This window comes from Streptomyces gossypii, assembly GCF_025165795.1.
In the GTDB taxonomy this organism is placed as follows: Bacteria; Actinomycetota; Actinomycetes; order Streptomycetales; family Streptomycetaceae; genus Streptomyces; species Streptomyces gossypii.
Map to the genome: position 1 here is coordinate 138,668 of NZ_JAJAGO010000017.1, position 18,439 is coordinate 157,106.

Sequence of the window (18,439 nt, forward strand, 5' to 3'; positions counted from 1 at the left end):
TCCACTGGCTAACGTGCACCAGGTCGTTAGGCTCCGGCGCATGAGGATTCGTACCGTGGACGCCTTCGCCGACCACCCTTACACCGGCAATCCGGCAGCCGTCGTCCTGCTGGACTCCGGTCCGTGGCCGGAAGATCTCCGGCTCCAGCGGTTCGCGCTCGAGATGAACCTCTCCGAAACCGCCTACGCCCGCCCGGCGAGCGGGAACACGGAAGGGGACAGAGAGGCCGAAGCCGACTGGGAGCTGCGCTGGTTCACCCCCGGCACCGAGGTGGACCTCTGCGGCCACGCCACCCTGGCCACCGCGCATGTGCTCCACACGACCGGGGCCGCGGACGGCCGCATCCGCTTCCGTACCCGCAGCGGCGTGCTGAGCGCCGAAGCCCACGGGAGCGGCGAGATCACCCTCGACTTTCCGACCTCGACGCTCACCGCGATCGGAACACCGGGAGAGGTGGCCACCGCTCTGGGCGCGAAGGTGGCGGCGGCGTACGACACCAGCCCGGGCGTCGGCGACCTGCTGATCGAGCTGCGGGACGAGCAGGCGGTACGCGAGGTCGTCCCCGACCTGGCCGCTCTCGCCCGGCTTTCCGGCCGCGCCGTCATCGTCACCGCAGCGGCAGCCGATCCGGCGGGCTCGGGCTACGACTACGTGTCACGGGTCTTCGCCCCGGCGGTGGGCATCCCCGAGGACCCGGTCACCGGCAGCGCGCACACGGCGCTCGCTCCGCTGTGGTCCGCCCGGCTGGGACGCGAGGCCCTGACCGGCTTCCAGGCGTCCGCCCGCACCGGGGTGGTCCGTACGCTGCTGCGCGGCGACCGTACCGAGCTGACCGGCAGCGCCGTCACCGTCCTGGACGCGGAGCTGCTCGTCGCCCTGTGATCAGGCGGTGGGCAGCCAGCTCACCTTCCCGGCCAGCAGCGCGTACCCCACGAAGGCCACGATGTCGATGAGCGCGTGCGCCGCGACCAGCGGCCCGATCCGGCCCCACCGGCGGTACAGCAGCACGAACAGCACGCCCATCACCATGTTCCCGATGAACCCGCCGATCCCCTGGTAGAGATGGTAGGAGCCGCGCAGTCCGGCGCTCGCGGCAAGCGCCGCCAACGGCGTCCAGCCGCTCTGGTCGAGCCTGCGCAGCAGATAGCCGAGGACGATCACCTCCTCGACGACGGAGTTCTGCACCGCGGAGGCGATCAGCACCGGGATCTTCCACCACACCTCCGGCAGGTTCTCGGGCACCACTGTGAGGCTGAACCCCGCGGCCTGTGCGCCGAGGTAGAGCAGCAGTCCGGTGCCTCCGATCACGGCCGCGACACCCGTACCCCGGCCCAGATCGAATCCCGGCCGCCGCAGGTCCAGCCCCACCGCCCGAAGCCCTCCGGCCCCTTCGCGCGCCAGCAGGTGGGCCACCAGCGCGACCGGTACCAGGGCCGTGGCGATCCCGAACAGCTGCCAGGCCAGATCCAGCCAGGGCCGGTCGGGCGCCTGTGAGGAGTTCAGCTGCGCCGCCTGGTCCGCCAGTCCGCCCGGCTCGGTCAGCGAGCCGGTGAAGCTGATCAGCGAGGACACGGCACTCGCTCCGAGCGAAAGGGCGAGTACGAGCAGCGTCTCCCGGCGGAGCGTCGGTCCCGACAGCTCCGTCTCGTGGTAGGGCGACGCGGTGTCACGCGCCTGTGGGTGCACAGGGGCCTCCTCTGATGCGGACGGCGCGGCCGACGGCGCGGCGCAGCGGGTACGCCATGGGAGATCACAGCTTGCCCGACGCCGTACTTCCGCATGTCGCGGGGGGCCGCACTGGCGCGGCGTGCCTTCCGGAAGAGACCTACGGGAAGAGCGGCCAGTCGTGCACGGGCTCGCCCGTACCGGCCAGTTCGCAGTACCGCCGGGTCATGGCCGTCAGCGCCTTCTCGCGGCCGAGCCCGGCCTCCCGCGCCCGGTGGTAGACGGCGGACTGCCAGGACGCGCCGTTCATCCGCCGCCTGCAGCGCTCCTCCACGATCCCCAGGTAATTGTCCCGGTCGGCGGGCTCGACTCCCCAGGAGTCCAGGCCGGCCGCGGCGAGCGGCAGCAGTTCGTCCCGGACGAGCCGCACCGCGGGCACAGTGGTCAGGCCCCCGGCCCGGCCGGGGCGCGGCCAGTGCAGTTCGGCGTCGATGCCGTACCGGCAGGCCGCGGTGAAGTTCGCCTCGGCGGCGGCGAACGGCATGCGCTTCCACACCGGCCGCGGCGAGTCGGCGAGGGCGCGCACCAGGCCGTAGTAGAAGGCGGCGTTGGCGAGCACGTCGGTGACGGTGGGCCCGCCGGGAAGCACCCGGTTCTCCACCCGCAGGTGCGGCACGCCGTCCGCGACGCCGTACACGGGCCGGTTCCAGCGGTAGATCGTGCCGTTGTGCAGGACGAGTTCGGCGAGGCCGGGTATGCGGCCGTGCTCCAGCTCCCGCAGCGGGTCCTCCTCGTCGCACAACGGCAGCAGCGACGGGAAGTAGCGGAGGTTCTCCTCGAAGAGTTCGCGGACCGAGTCGATCCAGCGCTCGCCGAACCAGGTCCGGGGCCGTACGCCCTGCGCGGCCAGCTCCGGCGGCCTGGTGTCGGTGGACTGGAGGAACAGCGGCAGCCGGGATTCCCGCCACAGCTCCCGGCCGAACGCGAACGGGGAGTTGGCGCCCATCGCGATCTGCGGCCCCGCGATGGCCTCGGCCGCGTTCCACACCGGGGCGAACCGCTCGGGTGTCACCTGGAGATGCAGCTGCACCGAGGTGCAGGCGGCCTCCGCCGCGATGGATTCGGAGGAGTAGGAGAGTCGTTCGACGCCCTGTATGTCGACGGTGACGTCTTCGCCGCGGGAAGCCATTATCTGGTCGTTGAGGAGCAGGTAGCGGTCGACGGCGGAGAGGTTCGAGCTGACGAGGTCGTCCGCCGTGAGCGTGGGCAGAATGCCGATCATCACGATACGGGCGGCGACTTCACGCGCCTGCCGGTCCGCGTAGGCGAGCCCGGTACGCAGCTCCTCCGCCAGTTGGTCGAGCACCCGGCCGGTCAGCTGGTGCGGGACTATATTGGCCTCGAGATTGAACTGGCCCAGTTCCGTCTGGAAATCCTTGCTGGCGATGCGTTCGAGCACCTGAGCGTTCATCATCCGCGGCATGCCGTCGGCGTCGGCGAGGTTGAGTTCGATCTCCAGCCCCATCAGGTTGCGCGGGCGGTCGAACCGCTGCTCCCTCAGCAGGTGTTCCAGGCCGTCGAGGCACCGGTGGAGCTTGTGCCGGTAGCGCTGCCGATCGGACAGGCCGAACCTGTTGGCCACGACCTTCTCACCCATCGGGGCGCTCCTCTTCTGCCGGGACCGGGCCGGACTGCCCGACCGGGCACCGTCGCGCCGCCCGCGGCCGTTGCCGCGGGTACTACGCACGATGATGCCCGGCCATGTGATCGATTACCCCTCGTCGTTCACGTTCCGCACGCGTTACGCTGGCACCTCGCCTACCACGGCGGCACATTCCGCAGGCATACCGCGCGGGAAGCGACGAGCAGGCAGCGTACGCGAGAATCGCGAGAAAGGTACGGTCGGGATTCGGCCGACCACGCCCGGAACTGAATCGGTGGCAGGAGTTGTGCGGCCGGTGCATACCCTCAGAAATACACCGGGGAAACCGTCCGGATATCTCCTTGTAAAACCAGCGTGCCAGCATTAGGGAATCCCTGGCAGAACACCTGTCGTATAAACTCTTCTGAAGAGGCAGAGACTTGGCGCCCGTACGGCCCCCGACTGTCGACGCCCCAGCCGCCTCCCCGCGGCTCATCCCTACGCCGACAGTGCCGTCCGCGCTCCCTTTTTCAGCACCGCCGTGTCCGGCGAAGTGAGAGGCGACCCATCATGCCCTTGCGTGTTCCCCCGGCTCCGACACCCGCTCTGCGCAGCGTGCTCGAGGCCCTTGGCTCCCCTGCGGCCCCCGGCGCTGGTTCCGCCCGGCCCGAACTCGCGCTGCCCGTCCATGAGATCAGCCGGGACGGCCAGCAGCAGGGCCCACCGCACACCCGGCTGACGGGCTGGCGCTTCCTGCTCCGCGACACCGGCACGGGCGGCCAAGCGGGCGCCGCCGAGGCGAAGTTGAGCGCGGAGGGCTGGACTTTCGCGCACTTCAGCGCGGGACCGTATGTCACCTCCACCCGGCGGGCCCTGGACCAGGCCGAGGCACTGCCGCTGACGTACCAGCCGCGGCTGCTGTCCGTACCGGAGCTGTACACGCTGACGCTGTGGCTGCACGGCGACGCGGAGGCAGACCCGGCCGAGGGGTTCCCGGAGGCCGCCGACCTGCTGATCCCGCTGGCCCCGGCACCGCCGGGCATCGCCGCCCACCAGCCGCACCGGATGGATGCGCTGCTGCCGCTGCTGGTGCACCGGCTGATGGCCACGCCGCTGCTCGGCACCGTCGTGTGACGCTTCGGCACGGTCGTGTGAAGCAGCTGTCCGGCTGCCGTCCGGCACCCCGTCGAAGGTAGTCCGACCCGCCCGCAACGCCGCCCGGAAGGGGGGTAGTCTCGCGGGCAACCGCTCCTGTGGGTGACGCGTCCCTAACCGGTGAGAAGTGCTGCCGCTAAATCCCTGCGGAATCACGTCCGCAGGGCAACACTGGGGACACACGCATGGAACGGGGGGCGGCCATGGATACCGAACCAAGCCGCACGACAGAAAAGCTCACACAACGGAAGACGGCACCGACAATGTGCAAGCACCAGCCACCGTGCCCCACCGCGGAATCCGCCGACCGGGAAGCGGCGCACCTCGTGGCGCACTTCCCGGAGCAGGGGTGGAGCCTGCTGTGCAACGGCGTTCTGCTCTTCGAGGACACCGGCGAGCTGCTGCCGGACGGCGAGATCATCGCTCCGCACCGCCCGCTCGGCACCGAGAGCGTCACCGCCGCGGCCTGAGCACACGCTGAGCAGGCTGAACGCGGCCTGGGCAGAGACCCACCTGGGGCCGGCCGGCGTCACCGCCGTACCGGCCCCGTATCGCGCAATCCGGCCGCAGCAGCCGGACCCGCCACGTCAGCTGTCGTACTCCTCCATCGGCGGGCACGAGCACACCAGGTTGCGGTCCCCGAACGCGCCGTCGACCCGCCGCACCGGCGGCCAGTACTTGTCGGATGCCTCGACCCCGGCCGGGAAGGCCGCCTCCTGACGGCTGTACGGGAACTCCCAGTCACGCCCCAGCTGCGCGGCCGTGTGCGGCGCGTTCCGCAGCGGGTTGTCCTCCGCCGTCCACTCCCCGGAGGCGACCTTGTCGATCTCCGCCCGGATCGCGATCATCGCGGCGCAGAAGCGATCCAGCTCCGCCAGGTCCTCACTCTCGGTGGGCTCGATCATCAGCGTCCCGGCGACGGGGAAGGACATCGTCGGCGCGTGGAAACCGTAGTCGATCAGCCGCTTGGCGACGTCGTCGATGCTCACGCCCGTCGCCTTCGTCAGCGGCCGTACGTCGATGATGCACTCGTGCGCGATGAGCCCTCCCGGCCCGGTGTAGAGCACCGGGTAGTGGGGCTCCAGACGCTTGGCGACGTAGTTCGCCCCGAGCACCGCGACCTGGGTGGCCCGGCGCAGCCCCTCCGAGCCCATCAGCCGCACATAGGCCCAGGAGATCGGCAGGATGCCGGCCGACCCCCAGGGCGCTCCCGAGACCGGCCCGATGCCCGTCTCCGGGCCGGCCGACGGCTGCAGGGGATGGTTGGGCAGATAGGGCGCCAGATGTGCCCGTACACCGACCGGGCCCACGCCCGGGCCGCCGCCGCCGTGCGGGATGCAGAAGGTCTTGTGCAGGTTGAGGTGCGAGACGTCCGCCCCGAAGCGGCCCGGCCGGGCCAGTCCGAGCAGCGCGTTGAGGTTCGCGCCGTCGACGTAGACCTGGCCGCCCGCGTCGTGCACAGCCGCGCAGATGTCGGTGATGTGCTCCTCGAACACCCCATGTGTGGAGGGGTAGGTGACCATGAGGACGGCCAGCTCCGCGCCGTGCTTCTCGATCTTGGCCCGCAGATCCTCGGCGTCGACGTCCCCGTCGTCGCCGGTCTTGACGATGACGACCTTCATGCCGGCCATGACGGCGCTCGCCGCGTTGGTCCCGTGCGCCGAGGACGGGATGAGGCAGACCGTGCGCTGCGGGTCGCCGTTGGCACGGTGGTAGGCACGCACCGCCAGCAGTCCGGCCAGCTCGCCCTGGGAGCCGGCATTGGGCTGGAGGGAGACCTCGTCGTAGCCGGTGACCTCGGCCAGCCGCTCCTCCAGCTCCCGGATCAGCGTGAGATAGCCCTGCGCCTGGTCGACCGGCGCGAAGGGGTGCATGCCGGCGAAGCCGGGCCAGGTCACCGCCTCCATCTCGGTCGTCGCGTTCAGCTTCATCGTGCAGGAACCCAGCGGGATCATGCCGCGGTCCAGCGCGTAGTCCCGGTCCGCGAGCCTGCGCAGATAGCGCAGCATCGCGGTTTCGGAGCGGTGCTGGTGGAAGACGGGGTGGGTGAGGTAGTCGTCCGTACGCAGCAGCGCCTCGGGCAGCGGGTCACCGGCGGCGGCGTCCAGCTCGTCGATGCCGGAGTCGCCGAAGGTGGCCGCCTCCACTCCGAAGGCGCGCCAGACGGCCGTCAGCTGGGCCCGGCCGGTGGTCTCGTCGCAGGAGACGCCCACATGGTCCTCGTCCACGAGGCGGAGGTTGACACCGGCCTCACACGCCGCCGCCACGACCTGGGCCGCGCGGCCCTCGGTCCGTACGGTCAGGGTGTCGAAGTACGCCGCGTGGACCACCTCCGCGCCTCCCGCGCGCAGGCCCTCGGCGAGCAGCGTGGTGTAGCGGTGGGTGCGGCGGGCGATCGCGGCCAGTCCGTCCGGGCCGTGGTAGACCGCGTACATCCCGGCCATCACCGCGAGCAGCACCTGGGCCGTACAGATGTTGCTGGTGGCCTTCTCGCGGCGGATGTGCTGCTCACGGGTCTGCAGCGCGAGCCGGTACGCCTGAGCGTCGTCAGCGTCCTTGGAGACGCCCACCAGCCGTCCGGGCAGGCTGCGTGCGTAGCTGTCGCGCACCGCCATGTAGCCCGCGTGCGGCCCGCCGAAGCCCATCGGGACGCCGAAGCGCTGGCTGGATCCCACCGCGATGTCCGCGCCGAGTTCGCCGGGCGAGGTGAGCAGCGTCAGTGCCAGCAGATCGGCCGCGAGGGTGACGACGGCACCGAGCCCGTGGGCCTGCTCGATCACGGCGCGCGGGTCGCGCACGGCTCCGGAGGCGCCGGGGTACTGGACGAGCACGCCGAAGACGCCACGCTCGGCTACCTCGGCCGGAATGCCCTCGCTCAGGTCGGCGACCACCGTCTCGACACCGGTCGGCTCCGCGCGGGTCCGGATCACGGCGATCGTCTGCGGCATGCAGTCGGCGTCGATCACATAGACGCCCTGCTTCACCTTGCCGACCCGCCGGGACAGGGCGACCGCCTCGGCGGCTGCCGTGCTCTCGTCCAGCAGGGACGCACCCGAGGTGGGCAGTCCGGTCAGGTCGGAGACCACGGTCTGGAAGTTGAGCAGGGCCTCCAGACGCCCCTGGGAGATCTCCGGCTGGTACGGCGTGTAGGCCGTGTACCAGGCCGGGTTCTCCATCACGTTGCGGAGGATCACCGGCGGGGTGAAGGTGCCGTAGTACCCGAGGCCGATCATCGGCTGGAGGACCTGGTTGCGCTGGGCGAGGCCGCGCAGCTCGTCGAGGACGTCCGCCTCGCTGCGGGCGTCCGGGAGGCGCAGGGCCTCGGTGCTGCGGATGACGTCCGGCACGGCGGCGGCGGTGAGCTCGTCGAGCGAACCGAAGCCGACCTGGGCCAGCATCTTGGCCTGGTCCGAGGCGTCTGGCCCGATGTGGCGGCGTTCGAAGGGCGTACCACGCTCAAGGTCGGCGAGGGAATGACGGTTGGCGGTCATCAGCGGGGGCCTCCTGGTCTCAACGACCTGCGAGGGCACCTGACGGTGCCCGGACGGCCTCCCCCTCTGTCATCTCAACCTGAGAGCTTCACCGGCCGCCCGAATCCCGGGTCGACCCGGCTTGCACCGTCGGTGAGGACGGGCTCCGGCACTGGTCCGTCGCTCGCCCTGCTTTCCAGAGTGACCTCACCCGTACGGTACGTGAGCCTGAGAGATTCCGGGGAGGAGTTGCTCCTTCGGCGCCTCCGGTGCTGCCACCGGAGAGCTCTCCCGTGCGGGGTCGACAGCCGCTTCTGAGCCTACCAGCGTGTCCCGTCCGCGTGACCGGGCAGGCGTTCAACTGGCCAATCATCGCGATGTGGCCTTGGGTGGAACCAGGCGTGAACGCGTTCCTGGACACACCCGGAGCGTCGGCGACCAGTTGGAGGGATCGTGCAGACCGAGATCGATCCGCGGAGCCTGATCGGCCGCAAGGCGTTCGACCGCGACGGGGCCAGGATCGGCACAGTGGACGAGGTGTACCTCGACGACGCCACCGGAGAGCCGGAGTGGGCCGCTGTGCGCACGGGCCTCTTCAGCCGTGACGCCTTCGTCCCGCTGGAGCCCAGCGAGCTGGACGGCGACGTGCTGCGCATCCCGTTCGAGCGTGCCCTGATCAAGGACGCGCCGGACTTCGGGGTGGGGCGGCATCTCTCGCCCGAGCAGGAACTCCAGCTCTACAACCACTACGGGCTGGACGTGCCCGGCGCGGGCGAGGGACCCTCCGGCGTGCCGGGAGGCGGCTCCGGAGGCCCCTCAGGCGGAACATGAGGCTGAACCTGGGGCTCTCCCGGCGCCGCCCGGCCCGGCCGGGCTGCCGGAGCCGTCAGGGGGATCGGGTCCGCGAGTTCCAGCTCCGGGTCGCCGAGGGCGAACGTGCGCACCCGGCCCGGAGCGGATCCCGGCTGCTCGAAGCGCACGGTGACCCGTCCGACTCCGCTGCCCTGCACCCAGCCGGGGCCGAACCGGGCGTGCCGGACGTCGCGGCCGGGCGGCCAGCCGCGTGCCGCATCAGGGGGCTCCGGGCGCCCGGCAGCCGCGGAGGACCCTCCGGGAAGCTCAGCGGAAGGGCCCGCGCTGCCCGCGACAGCCGCCGGTGCCCCGCCTCCCGCCGCAACCGCTGCCGCGACCTGCTCGTCTTCCGTCGCAGCCGACTCCTCCAGCGCCGTGGCGGCCTCCGCCGCCTGCGCCTCCCGCGCGTGTGCCTGCGCGAACAGATCCTCCTGCGTGTAGTCGGCAAGACCGCTCACGCCCACCCCCAGCAGCCGTACTCCGGCCGTGGTGTCCACGCCGTCCAGCAGCCGGGCCGCGGCCTCCCGGACCACTCCCGTGTCGTCCGTCGGCCCGCGCAGCGTCTCCGAGCGCGTAAGCGTGGAGAAGTCATAGCTGCGCACCTTGATCACGACAGTGCGGCCGGAGCGGCCTGCCGCGCGGAGCCGCTCCACGCAGCGGCCGGCCAGCCTCGCCACCTCGCCCTGCACCCGGGAACGGTCGGTGAGATCCACGTCGTAGGTGTCCTCGACGGAAACGGACTTCGCATCACGCTCCGCCACCACAGCCCGCTCGTCGATTCCCTGCGCCATGACGTACAGACCGGCACCGTGCGCCCTGCCCAGCAGCCGCAGCAGCTCCGCCTCCCCCGCTTCCGCGGTCTCACCCACCGTGGTGATCCCGGCCCGGCGCAGCGCCTCGGCGGTGGCAGGGCCGACGCCCGGCAGCGTACGCACCGGCAGCGGCGCCAGCAGCTCCCGCTCCGTGCCCGGGGGTATCACCACCAGACCGTCCGGTTTCGCGTCCTCCGACGCGATCTTGGCCAGGAGTTTGGACCCGGCCAGCCCCACCGAGCCGCTCAGCCCCGTCGCGGCCCGGATGTCGCCGCGCAGGCGGTGCGCCACCTCCAGCGCCGCCTCGGTGTCCGGAGGCACCCCGCCCGCCTCCAGATCGACGAACGCCTCATCCAGGCTGAGCGGCTCCACCAGCGGTGACAGGCCGCCCAGCAGCTCCATCACGACGTCGCTCACCTGGCGGTAGAGGCTGAAGCGGGGGGTCAGGTAGGCGGCGTTGGGGCAGAGCCTGCGGGCCTGGGCCGTGGGCATCGCGGAGTGCACACCGAACTTCCGGGCCTCGTACGACGCCGTGGACACCACACCGCGCGGGCCCAGCCCGCCCACGATCACGGGCCGCCCGCGCAGACTCGGCTTCGACGCCTGCTCCACGGCGGCGAAGAACGCGTCCATGTCGAGATGCAGGATGGTCGGTGCGTGTCTCACACCTGCCAATGCTGCCGCACGCCACTGACAAGCTCAGACTCTCACCCGGCGCGGTTGCGGCGGCGTGCCAGCTCGTCGCCCGGGTGACTGCCCACGATCGTCTCCCCCGTGTCCACCCGCTCCGCGTGCAGAGCGGACAGCGCCCCCTCGACGTCCCTCCAGACGACTCCGACGGCGATACCGAAGACTCCCTGGCCGCCCTGCAGCAGATCGACGACGTCATCGGGTGAGGAGCACTCGTAGACGGTGGCTCCGTCGCTCATCAGCGTCATGCGGGCCAGGTCGGTCTTGCCCCGTGCCCGCAGGTGCTCGACGGCGGTCCGGATGTTCTGCAGCGACACACCGGTGCCCAGCAGCCGCTTCACGATCTTGAGGACGACGACATCGTGGAAGCTGTACAGCCGCTGGCTGCCCGAGCCGTACGCCGAGCGGATACTCGGCTCCACCAGCCCGGTGCGGGCCCAGTAGTCGAGCTGCCGATAGGTGATGCCGGTCGCGGCACAGGCCGTGGGGCCGCGGTATCCGAGCTGGTCGGAGGCGAGGTCGCCCGAGGCGGCGTCGCCGGCGCTGCGGGTGCCGTCCGGAGCGGCGGTGCCGAGGGCGGTCGGGCCGGCCGACGAGGCGGGCTGTGGGGGTGACACAGGCGAGGAAGGCGAACTCTCCGCCGCAGTACCGTCGCCGCCGGTGCTTCTCACGCCGACCTCCATCCGTCACATTCCGGGAACAGTCCTCCCGGAACCTGCCCAACTGAAGGTAGGCAGTCACTCGGGGTGCGTCAACGATCGCCACACTCAGCACGCCGAGTGATAATCACCCAAAGAGTGGTTTCGCGTGCCCGAAGGGCGGGAACCACTTCCCGCCCGCATGCCCCGGAGCGACGGCCAGGCTCACTGGCTGCTGGTACCGAAGTCCTCCGGAGAGATCTGATCGAGGAACTCGCGGAACTTCTCCACCTCGTCCTCCTGCTCGTCCGGAATCGCGATCCCCGCGTCATCGAGCACGCCGTCGCTGCCGAAGATCGGTGTCCCCGTCCGCAGCGCCAGAGCTATGGCGTCCGAGGGGCGGGCGCTCACCTCGACACCACTGGCGAAGGCCAGCTCGGCATAGAACACGCCTTCGCGCAGATCCGTGATCCGGACCGCGGTCAGCTCCTGCCCCACGGCCTCCAGCACGTCCTTGAACAGGTCGTGCGTCAGCGGTCGCGCAGGCGTCATGCCCTGCTGGGCGAAGGCGATCGCCGTCGCCTCCCCAGGGCCGATCCAAATGGGGAGGTACCGGTCGCCTCCCACTTCACGCAGGAGAACGATCGGTTGATTGGAGGGCATTTCCACCCGGACACCCACAACATCAAGCTCGTTCACACAGCAACCCTAGGACCTGCCCGGCCTGTTTGGGTAGTCGGGCACCCTTTCGGCGAGGGCATTCGTGTACCCGATGCCGTGGAGCACCCCCAGCGCGGCGGGCCCACCGGCCCGCACGAGCTCCCCGGAGGCCCCGCACACGGCCGTACAGCCCCCTTCACAGCCCGCAAAGGGCCCTTGAAGGGGGCTGTACGGCCGGTGGCGGCGCCGCGGGAGACCCGCGCGCCCTCAGACCCCGCGCTGGCTCGCGAAGAAGACCACGCGGTACTTGCCGATCTGGACCTCGTCACCGTTGGCCAGTGGGATTCCGGTGTCGATCCGCTCACGATTGACGTAGGTGCCGTTCAGACTGCCCACGTCAGCGACCGTGAATCCGCCCTGACCCCGCCGGAACTCCACATGGCGCCGCGAGACCGTCACGTCATCGAGGAAGATGTCGCTCTGCGGATGCCGCCCGGCCGTTGTCAGGTCGCCGTCCAACAGGAACCGGCTGCCGGAGTTCGGTCCGCGGCGCACCACGAGCAGCGCCGACCCCATGGGCAGTGCCTCGACGGCGGCCTGCGCCTCGGGAGGCAGCGGCAGCATGTGCTGCCCCGTCGCCTCCGAGTCGTACGCCTCGAGACCGGAGATCGAGATCGTGGACGTCGTCTCCGACGGGCCCTCGCTCACCGGTGCGGCGCCACGCAGCGGAGCGCCGCAGTTCGAACAGAAACGGCTCGACTCGGTGACGCGGTTCCCGCACCGCGGACAGGCCGACGAGGCGGCTCCTCCGCCCGGGGCGGGTGCTGACGGGTCCACCACACCTATGCGTCCGGTCGCCGAGGGGTCGGACGGCGTGGCACCGTAACCGCCCGCGCTCCCGCCCGAGTGGGGATCCAGCTCGTCACGGAACAGCGGGCGCCCGCCTTCGGCGCCTCCGCCGTTCTGAGTGGACTCGCCATGCCGGGCGGCGCGGTGCCGCCTGGAGGCTCCGCCTTCGCCGTCCTGGCGGCTTTTGCCGAACAACTTCGAAAAGAAACTCACGGGCGATTCCCCTCGCACGAAACAGACCCGCCCGTGGGGCAGGACAGACCCTCAATACTCTCACTGACCAGGCCGTACATCATGACAACGTCTCCGGCCTCGGGACAGTTTCCCTCACTCGGTGCCCATACCCCCGCCGACCCCCTGGAAGACTCATCGCCACCTCACTTTGATGACCGAGCGTAGTCAGGTCGCTTCGCCGAACGCAAGGCGTCCACCGTGATGTTCTTCCGGCGGGTGACCTCCACTCTGGCCTGCTCCTTCTCCAGCGTCTGGACAACGCCACCCGGGATGTTGAGCGCGGGCTCCATGTCCTTCGGCTCACCGATCACGTCGAAAACGTAGGGCCCCGAAACCTTGTGACCGTCGATGCGCACTGAGTCGCCACTGTCAGTGAAGTAGGTGCTCGCCACCACACGCACCTCGTTGACCTCGATCGCCTCAGCCCCGGCCGCGCGGAGCTCCTGGATCGTGTCCAGGAGCATATCGGCCTCGACGGCCCCGGTCGTGTCCCTGATCGTGATCTGTATACCGGGCCCCTTGGCCGCGACGGTGCCCGCCAGCACTCCCAGCTCGCGCTCCTTCTGCCGGGTCTGCTTGCGGGCCGACTCGGCCTGGTCCGAACTGTTCTCCAGCTCCCGGCGCTGCCCTTCCAGCCGCTGTTTCTCGTGCTCCAGGCGCACCGACCGGTCATCCAGCTCGTCGAGGATGCGGACGAGGTCCTCCTGGCGGGCGCCGCGCAGCAGACCGCCTTCGCTGGTGGAACGTACCTGGATGGCGAGTCCCAGACCGAGCACGAAGAGCAGGACGGCGACGGTGAGTTGGGCGCGCGTGACCCGGGGCGGCCAGACGGCGGCGATCAGCCGCTGACGCCCGGTGGCCTCGGGTTCTGCCGAGTTGCCGGCGGGGTTCGTGTCGTCGCTCATCGGCCTCACGCCCGGAAGACGTGCCGGCGAATCGCGGCGGCGTTGGAGAAGATGCGGATGCCGAGCACCACGACCACACCGGTGGAGAGCTGGGCGCCCACCCCCAGCTTGTCCCCGAGGAAGACGATCAGGGCCGCGACCACCACGTTGGACAGGAACGACACGACGAACACCTTGTCGTCGAAGATCCCGTCGAGCATCGCCCGCAATCCGCCGAAGACCGCGTCCAGCGCGGCGACCACGGCAATCGGCAGGTAGGGCTCCACCACCGTCGGCACCACCGGCCGGACGACGAGTCCGGCCACGACTCCCACGATCAGGCCCAGTACGGCGATCACGATGTGCTGCCCTTTCCTGTCTTCACGGGCTCTGCTGTGCGCAGGGCCAGGCTGGACGCCGCCGGCAGCCGGAGTTTGTCCTGCACGGAGATGTCGTAGCGCACGCCGTAGTTCTCCCGCAGCACCCGCAGGTACCGGCCGTCCGCGCTCTCCTGGAAGCCGCTGCGCAAGTCCCTGCCCTCGCCCACCGCAAGCACGGTGTACGGCGGCGCGAGCGGCTTGTTGTCGACCAGTATGGCGTCACCCGCCGCCCTGATAGCGGAAAGGGCCGTGAGCCGCTGGTCGTTGATGGTCACTGCCTCCGCACCGGCCACCCACAGACCGTTGATCACGCGTTGCATGTCCCGGTCGCGGAGCCGTCCGGTGTCGGAGAATCCGCTGCTGCGGCGCGGACCGCCGCCGGTGCTTCCCCTGGTGTCCTTGGCGTCGTCGATCACCAGTTTGATGCCGGGCCCTTCGGTCGGCGTGGCCCCCGAAAGCAGGGCGGTCAGCAGGCCCTTGTCCCCGCCGTGCTTCTCCAGCGCCTCGTTCTGCTTGCGCGCCACGGTGCTGCGCAGCTCTTCGATCCGCGCCTCCAGTGCCTCGGCCTCCCGAGTGCCCTCCTCGACGCGGTCGATCAGCTCTTCTCGCTCCTTGGCGACGGTGGGCGCGTCGACGCGAGCCTGCACGGCAGCGACCGTGACGACGAGCGCGGCCAGCACAAGGCCCACGGCCAGCCACAGTTTGGCCTGCGTGGTGCGGGGCAGCCCCGACTGACCGGCTGCCTCCCGCCGGGCCGCCGCCTCGGCGTAACCCGCGTCCAGACTGTGGTCCATGACATTGGTCAGCAGCGACATGGAGGCGTCCGGTCGTGCGGGCCGCGTTGCGCTACTCCGTCCGGGGTGCTGCTGCGACATGCCGCACATCGTCGCACGTCGCGGGCGGCATCGCCGACCGGCCCCACCGGCAGGGCCCCCGGCGCCCGTTGCGATGGCGCGCGCCGTCGCGGAGGGCGGCGAGGACGCTCAGTCTCCGGCGCTGTCCACCACTGCGGCCCACTCGTCGAGAAGCGCCCGTGCGGACGCGTCGTCCGGCCCCTCCGCCCACAGGTGCGTGACGGCCTCCGCCCGGTCCGGCAGGACCAGGACCCACCGGCCGTCGGTCTCCACGACCCGCACGCCGTCGGTGGTGTCGACGTGGCGGTCGCCCGCGGCCTCGACGACCCGCCGCATCACCAGCCCCTTCACGGCCCAGGGCGTGGCCAGGTCCCGGCGCAGTACATGGGCCTGCGGAATCCGTGCGTCGATCCGGCTGAGGGTGATCTGCGTACGGGCGACCAGGCCCAGCAGCCGCGCGAACGCGGCGGAGCCGTCGAACACCGAGCTGAACTCGGGCACGATGAAGCCGCCCCGCCCGTCACCACCGAACACCGTGGCGTCCTCCCGGCCGACCCGCGTCAGGTCGTCCGGTGAGGTGGTCGTCCACTCAACCTGGGTCCCGTGGTAGGCAGCCACCTGCTCGGCGATGCGGGTGGTGGTGACCGGCAACGCCACCCGGCCGCTGCGCCGTTCGGCGGCGACGAGGTCGAGCATCACCAGCAGGGCCCGGTCATCCTCGATGATCCTGCCGTGCTCGTCCACCAGGGAGATACGCTCGCCGACCGGGTCGAGACGGATCCCGAAGGCCGCGCGCGCGGAGGCGACGATCTCTCCGAGACGCACGAGACCGTGGCGGCGGGCCTCGGCGGTTTCGGTCGGACGCCTCTCATCCAGCCCCGGGTTGATCGTCAGCGCCTCGACCCCGAGACGACCGAGCAGGGTGGGAAGCACCAGCCCGGCACTGCCGTTCGAGGCGTCCACGACGACCTTCAGGCCGGACTCCGCGATCCCCGTCGTGTCCACGGCACGGAGCAGCGAGCCGGTGTACGAGTCGAAGACGCTGGCGGGGAACCGGAGGTCGCCGATCTCCCCGGGGAACGCCCGGCGATACTCCTGACGTGCGTAGACACGGTCGAGTTTGCGCTGCTGGGTCTGGGAGAGATCCGCACCCCGCTCGTCGAAGAACATGATGTCGACGGAATCGGGCACGCCGGTGGTCGTGCGGATCATGATGCCGCCCGCGCTGCCCCTGGCCGTCTGCTGACGTGCGACGGGAAGCGGGACGTTCTCCAGATCCCGGACGTCGATGGCGCTGGTCTGGAGCGCCGAGATGATGGCGCGTTTGAGGGCCCGGGCGCCCCGGGAGTGGTCACGGGCGGTGGTGACCGTGGACCCCTTCTTCAGGGTGGTGGCGTACGCGCCGGCCAGCCGGACGGCGAGTTCCGGGGTGATCTCGACGTTGAGGATCCCGGAAACACCGCGGGCGCCGAAGAGATGAGCCTGGCCGCGGGACTCCCAGATCACCGAGGTGTTGACGAAGGCGCCCGCCTCGACGGTCTTGAAGGGGTACACCCGGACGTTGCCCTGGACGATCGACTCCTCGCCGATGAGGCATTCGTCACCGATGACCGCGCCGTCCTCGATCCGGGCCGCGCGCATGATGTCGGTGTTCCGGCCGACGACACAGCCGCGCAGATTGCACTGCTGTCCGATGTAGACGTTGTCGTGGACCACCGCGCGGTGCAGGAAGGCCCCGGTCTTCACCACGACGTTGGAGCCGATGACGGAGTGCTCACGGATCTCGGCTCCGGCCTCGACCTTTGCGTAGTCACCGATGTAGAGCGGTCCGCGCAGCACCGCGTCGGGGTGGACTTCGGCGCCTTCCGCAACCCAGACTCCCGGCGAGATCTCGAAGCCGTCGATATCGACCGCGACCTTGCCTTCGAGGACGTCCGCCTGGGCCTTCACATAACTCTCGTGCGTACCGACGTCCTCCCAGTAGCCCTCGGCCACATAGCCGTAGATCGGCTTGCCCTCCTTCATCAACTGCGGGAAGACATCACCGGACCAGTCGACGGGCACATCCGGATCCACGTAGTCGAAGACCTCGGGCTCCATCACATAGATACCCGTGTTGACGGTGTCCGAGAAGACCTGGCCCCAGGTGGGTTTTTCCAGGAACCGCTCGACCTTTCCCTCCTCGTCGACGATCGTGATGCCGAATTCGAGCGGGTTCGGGACCCTGGTGAGGCACACGGTGACCAGAGCGCCGTGCTCCCGGTGGAAGCGGATGAGGTCGGTGAGATCGAAGTCGGTGAGGGCGTCACCGGAGATCACGAGGAACGAGTCGTCCTTGAGCGCTTCCTCGGCGTTCTTCACACTTCCCGCCGTACCGAGCGGCTTCTCCTCGTTGGCGTAGCTCAGCTCCATTCCGAGCTCCTCGCCGTCACCGAAGTAATTCCGGACCAGCGAGGCGAGGAATTGCACGGTCACGACCGTCTCGCTGAGGCCATGCCGCTTGAGCAGCCTCAGCACGTGCTCCATGATCGGCCGGTTGGCCACCGGCAGAAGCGGCTTGGGCATACTCGCGGTCATCGGGCGAAGGCGTGTGCCTTCGCCGCCTGCCATCACAACGGCCTTCATAACGGAAGCGTCCTCCTCGTACAGCGACGGGAATGCCGGCTCACCCAACCAGGATGTCCCAAGAGCTCACACTATGGGCAGCTGGAGTCCGCCGGTAGAAGGGCGGCGCTCAGCCGGCCGCGGCGTCCGCCTTGAGGAGACGGCGGACCTGCACCACGTAGAGGAGTCCTGCCCACCAGTAGAGCGCCGTACCCCAGCCCGCGAATGCCCAGCCGAAAACAGCGGCGAGCGACGCCAGCCAGCCCGACCCGTCGCTGAGCAACAGCAGTGGGAACGCGTACATCAAGTTGAAGGTGGCGGCCTTGCCCAGAAAGTTGACCTGCGGCGGAGCATAGCCATGACGGTCCAGGAGCCAGACCATCACCAGCAGGAGCAGCTCCCGTGCCAGCAGCACGCCGGTCAGCCAGAATGGCAGGATTTCCCGCCAGGTGAGGCCGACGAGGGTGGACAGGATGTACAGACGGTCGGCAGCCGGGTCGAGGATGCGCCCGAGGTTGCTGACCTGATTCCAGCGCCGCGCGAGCTTCCCGTCCAGATAGTCACTGACACCGCTCAGCGCAAGGACCAGAAGCGCCCAGCCATCGCAGTTGGGCCCGCCGAACTCCGGCCAGAGAATCAGCCAGAGGAAGACCGGTACGCCGGCCAGGCGGGCCATACTGAGGATGTTCGGGATGGTGAGGACCCGGTCCGTCTGGACCTGTGTCTCCTGGACCTCCACCCGGGCCTCCCCTGTGTCATATGCGGTGGTGCTGACCACCAGACCTTACCGGGACAGACCACCGGCACGGGGTCCGGGGTCCTAGGGTCGGAGAGCGGCGCGGATTCTGGTGCGAATAGGAAAGCATATGTGGGCGCAGAAATGGGTGTGGCCCCACCGGAAACCCGGCAGGGCCACACACAAAAATTGTTCGGCGGCGTCCTACTCTCCCACACACTCCCGCATGCAGTACCATCGGCGCAACAAGGCTTAGCTTCCGGGTTCGGAATGTAACCGGGCGTTTCCCTCACACTATGACCACCGAAACACA

16 protein-coding genes, 1 rRNA gene and 1 riboswitch are annotated in these 18,439 nt (G+C 70.0%); of the genes, 4 read left to right on the forward strand and 13 right to left on the reverse strand.

Annotated features, from left to right (window positions below; genetic code table 11):
- Positions 1 to 40: 40 nt before the first annotated feature.
- The gene (locus tag LHJ74_RS29765) at positions 41 to 883 is read left to right on the forward strand and encodes a PhzF family protein (protein WP_260221335.1); all 843 of its coding nucleotides are present in this window, start codon (positions 41 to 43) and stop codon (positions 881 to 883) included.
- Here LHJ74_RS29765 and LHJ74_RS29770 read toward each other — a convergent pair whose 3' ends face one another.
- Positions 884 to 1,687 (reverse strand): CPBP family intramembrane glutamic endopeptidase, encoded by an 804-nt coding sequence (locus tag LHJ74_RS29770; protein WP_375546864.1) that lies wholly within the window; start codon positions 1,685 to 1,687, stop codon positions 884 to 886.
- 139 nt (positions 1,688 to 1,826) lie between these two features.
- Entirely contained in the window at positions 1,827 to 3,323 is a 1,497-nt protein-coding gene (locus LHJ74_RS29775; RefSeq protein WP_260221336.1) for a glutamate-cysteine ligase family protein, read from the reverse strand.
- 555 nt (positions 3,324 to 3,878) lie between these two features.
- Between LHJ74_RS29775 and LHJ74_RS29780 the strand changes: the two genes are divergently transcribed.
- A complete protein-coding gene (locus LHJ74_RS29780; RefSeq protein ID WP_260221337.1) occupies positions 3,879 to 4,442 on the forward strand; it encodes a hypothetical protein in 564 nt (187 codons plus the stop codon).
- A 284-nt stretch (positions 4,443 to 4,726) separates the two neighbouring features.
- Positions 4,727 to 4,933, forward strand: a complete 207-nt coding sequence (locus tag LHJ74_RS29785; RefSeq protein WP_311203366.1) for a DUF5999 family protein — start codon at positions 4,727 to 4,729, stop codon at positions 4,931 to 4,933.
- A 117-nt stretch (positions 4,934 to 5,050) separates the two neighbouring features.
- Here LHJ74_RS29785 and gcvP read toward each other — a convergent pair whose 3' ends face one another.
- Positions 5,051 to 7,954 (reverse strand): aminomethyl-transferring glycine dehydrogenase, encoded by a 2,904-nt coding sequence (gcvP, locus tag LHJ74_RS29790; protein WP_260221339.1) that lies wholly within the window; start codon positions 7,952 to 7,954, stop codon positions 5,051 to 5,053.
- A gap of 185 nt (positions 7,955 to 8,139) precedes the next feature.
- A riboswitch (glycine riboswitch) is annotated at positions 8,140 to 8,237 on the reverse strand.
- Between the two features lie 149 nt (positions 8,238 to 8,386).
- Between gcvP and LHJ74_RS29795 the strand changes: the two genes are divergently transcribed.
- Positions 8,387 to 8,764: a PRC-barrel domain-containing protein gene (locus tag LHJ74_RS29795; protein WP_260221340.1), complete on the forward strand. Its 378-nt coding sequence runs from the start codon at positions 8,387 to 8,389 to the stop codon at positions 8,762 to 8,764.
- Here LHJ74_RS29795 and LHJ74_RS29800 read toward each other — a convergent pair.
- From LHJ74_RS29800 to rrf, 10 genes are all read right to left on the reverse strand, one after another.
- Entirely contained in the window at positions 8,680 to 10,263 is a 1,584-nt protein-coding gene (locus LHJ74_RS29800; protein ID WP_260221341.1) for a DNA polymerase IV, read from the reverse strand. The two genes, LHJ74_RS29795 and LHJ74_RS29800, sit on opposite strands and share 85 nt — an antisense overlap.
- Positions 10,264 to 10,304: 41 nt before the next feature.
- The gene (locus LHJ74_RS29805; protein ID WP_375546865.1) at positions 10,305 to 10,970 is read right to left on the reverse strand and encodes a MerR family transcriptional regulator; all 666 of its coding nucleotides are present in this window, start codon (positions 10,968 to 10,970) and stop codon (positions 10,305 to 10,307) included.
- 180 nt (positions 10,971 to 11,150) lie between these two features.
- Complete coding sequence (locus LHJ74_RS29810; protein ID WP_027750355.1) at positions 11,151 to 11,624, reverse strand: bifunctional nuclease family protein; 474 nt, start codon at positions 11,622 to 11,624, stop codon at positions 11,151 to 11,153.
- Between the two features lie 228 nt (positions 11,625 to 11,852).
- Complete coding sequence (locus tag LHJ74_RS34285; protein WP_311203368.1) at positions 11,853 to 12,647, reverse strand: zinc-ribbon and FHA domain-containing protein; 795 nt, start codon at positions 12,645 to 12,647, stop codon at positions 11,853 to 11,855.
- Positions 12,648 to 12,811: 164 nt separating this feature from the next.
- A complete protein-coding gene (locus LHJ74_RS29825) occupies positions 12,812 to 13,573 on the reverse strand; it encodes a DUF881 domain-containing protein (RefSeq protein ID WP_260221342.1) in 762 nt (253 codons plus the stop codon).
- A gap of 5 nt (positions 13,574 to 13,578) precedes the next feature.
- Complete coding sequence (locus LHJ74_RS29830; RefSeq protein ID WP_027750352.1) at positions 13,579 to 13,911, reverse strand: small basic family protein; 333 nt, start codon at positions 13,909 to 13,911, stop codon at positions 13,579 to 13,581.
- Positions 13,908 to 14,816 (reverse strand): DUF881 domain-containing protein, encoded by a 909-nt coding sequence (locus LHJ74_RS29835; protein ID WP_260221344.1) that lies wholly within the window; start codon positions 14,814 to 14,816, stop codon positions 13,908 to 13,910. Before LHJ74_RS29835 ends, LHJ74_RS29830 begins: the two co-directional genes overlap by 4 nt.
- A 99-nt stretch (positions 14,817 to 14,915) precedes the next feature.
- A complete protein-coding gene (locus LHJ74_RS29840) occupies positions 14,916 to 17,411 on the reverse strand; it encodes a mannose-1-phosphate guanyltransferase (RefSeq protein WP_260221346.1) in 2,496 nt (831 codons plus the stop codon).
- A gap of 109 nt (positions 17,412 to 17,520) precedes the next feature.
- Entirely contained in the window at positions 17,521 to 18,129 is a 609-nt protein-coding gene (gene clsA / locus LHJ74_RS29845) for a cardiolipin synthase ClsA (RefSeq protein WP_260221358.1), read from the reverse strand.
- 188 nt (positions 18,130 to 18,317) lie between these two features.
- Positions 18,318 to 18,434, reverse strand: a 5S ribosomal RNA gene (rrf, locus tag LHJ74_RS29850).
- Positions 18,435 to 18,439 lie beyond the last annotated feature (5 nt).

What these genes read in the sequence shown, in the direction of transcription:
- LHJ74_RS29765 (WP_260221335.1), top strand. Translation starts at nt 41, where the DNA reads ATGAGGATTCGTACCGTGGACGCCTTCGCCGACCACCCTTACACCGGC.
- LHJ74_RS29775 (WP_260221336.1), bottom strand. Translation starts at nt 3,323, where the DNA reads ATGGGTGAGAAGGTCGTGGCCAACAGGTTCGGCCTGTCCGATCGGCAG.
- LHJ74_RS29780 (WP_260221337.1), top strand. Translation starts at nt 3,879, where the DNA reads ATGCCCTTGCGTGTTCCCCCGGCTCCGACACCCGCTCTGCGCAGCGTG.
- LHJ74_RS29785 (WP_311203366.1), top strand. Translation starts at nt 4,727, where the DNA reads ATGTGCAAGCACCAGCCACCGTGCCCCACCGCGGAATCCGCCGACCGG.
- gcvP (WP_260221339.1), bottom strand. Translation starts at nt 7,954, where the DNA reads ATGACCGCCAACCGTCATTCCCTCGCCGACCTTGAGCGTGGTACGCCC.
- LHJ74_RS29805 (WP_375546865.1), bottom strand. Translation starts at nt 10,970, where the DNA reads ATGGAGGTCGGCGTGAGAAGCACCGGCGGCGACGGTACTGCGGCGGAG.
- LHJ74_RS29825 (WP_260221342.1), bottom strand. Translation starts at nt 13,573, where the DNA reads ATGAGCGACGACACGAACCCCGCCGGCAACTCGGCAGAACCCGAGGCC.
- LHJ74_RS29835 (WP_260221344.1), bottom strand. Translation starts at nt 14,816, where the DNA reads ATGTGCGGCATGTCGCAGCAGCACCCCGGACGGAGTAGCGCAACGCGG.
- LHJ74_RS29840 (WP_260221346.1), bottom strand. Translation starts at nt 17,411, where the DNA reads ATGAAGGCCGTTGTGATGGCAGGCGGCGAAGGCACACGCCTTCGCCCG.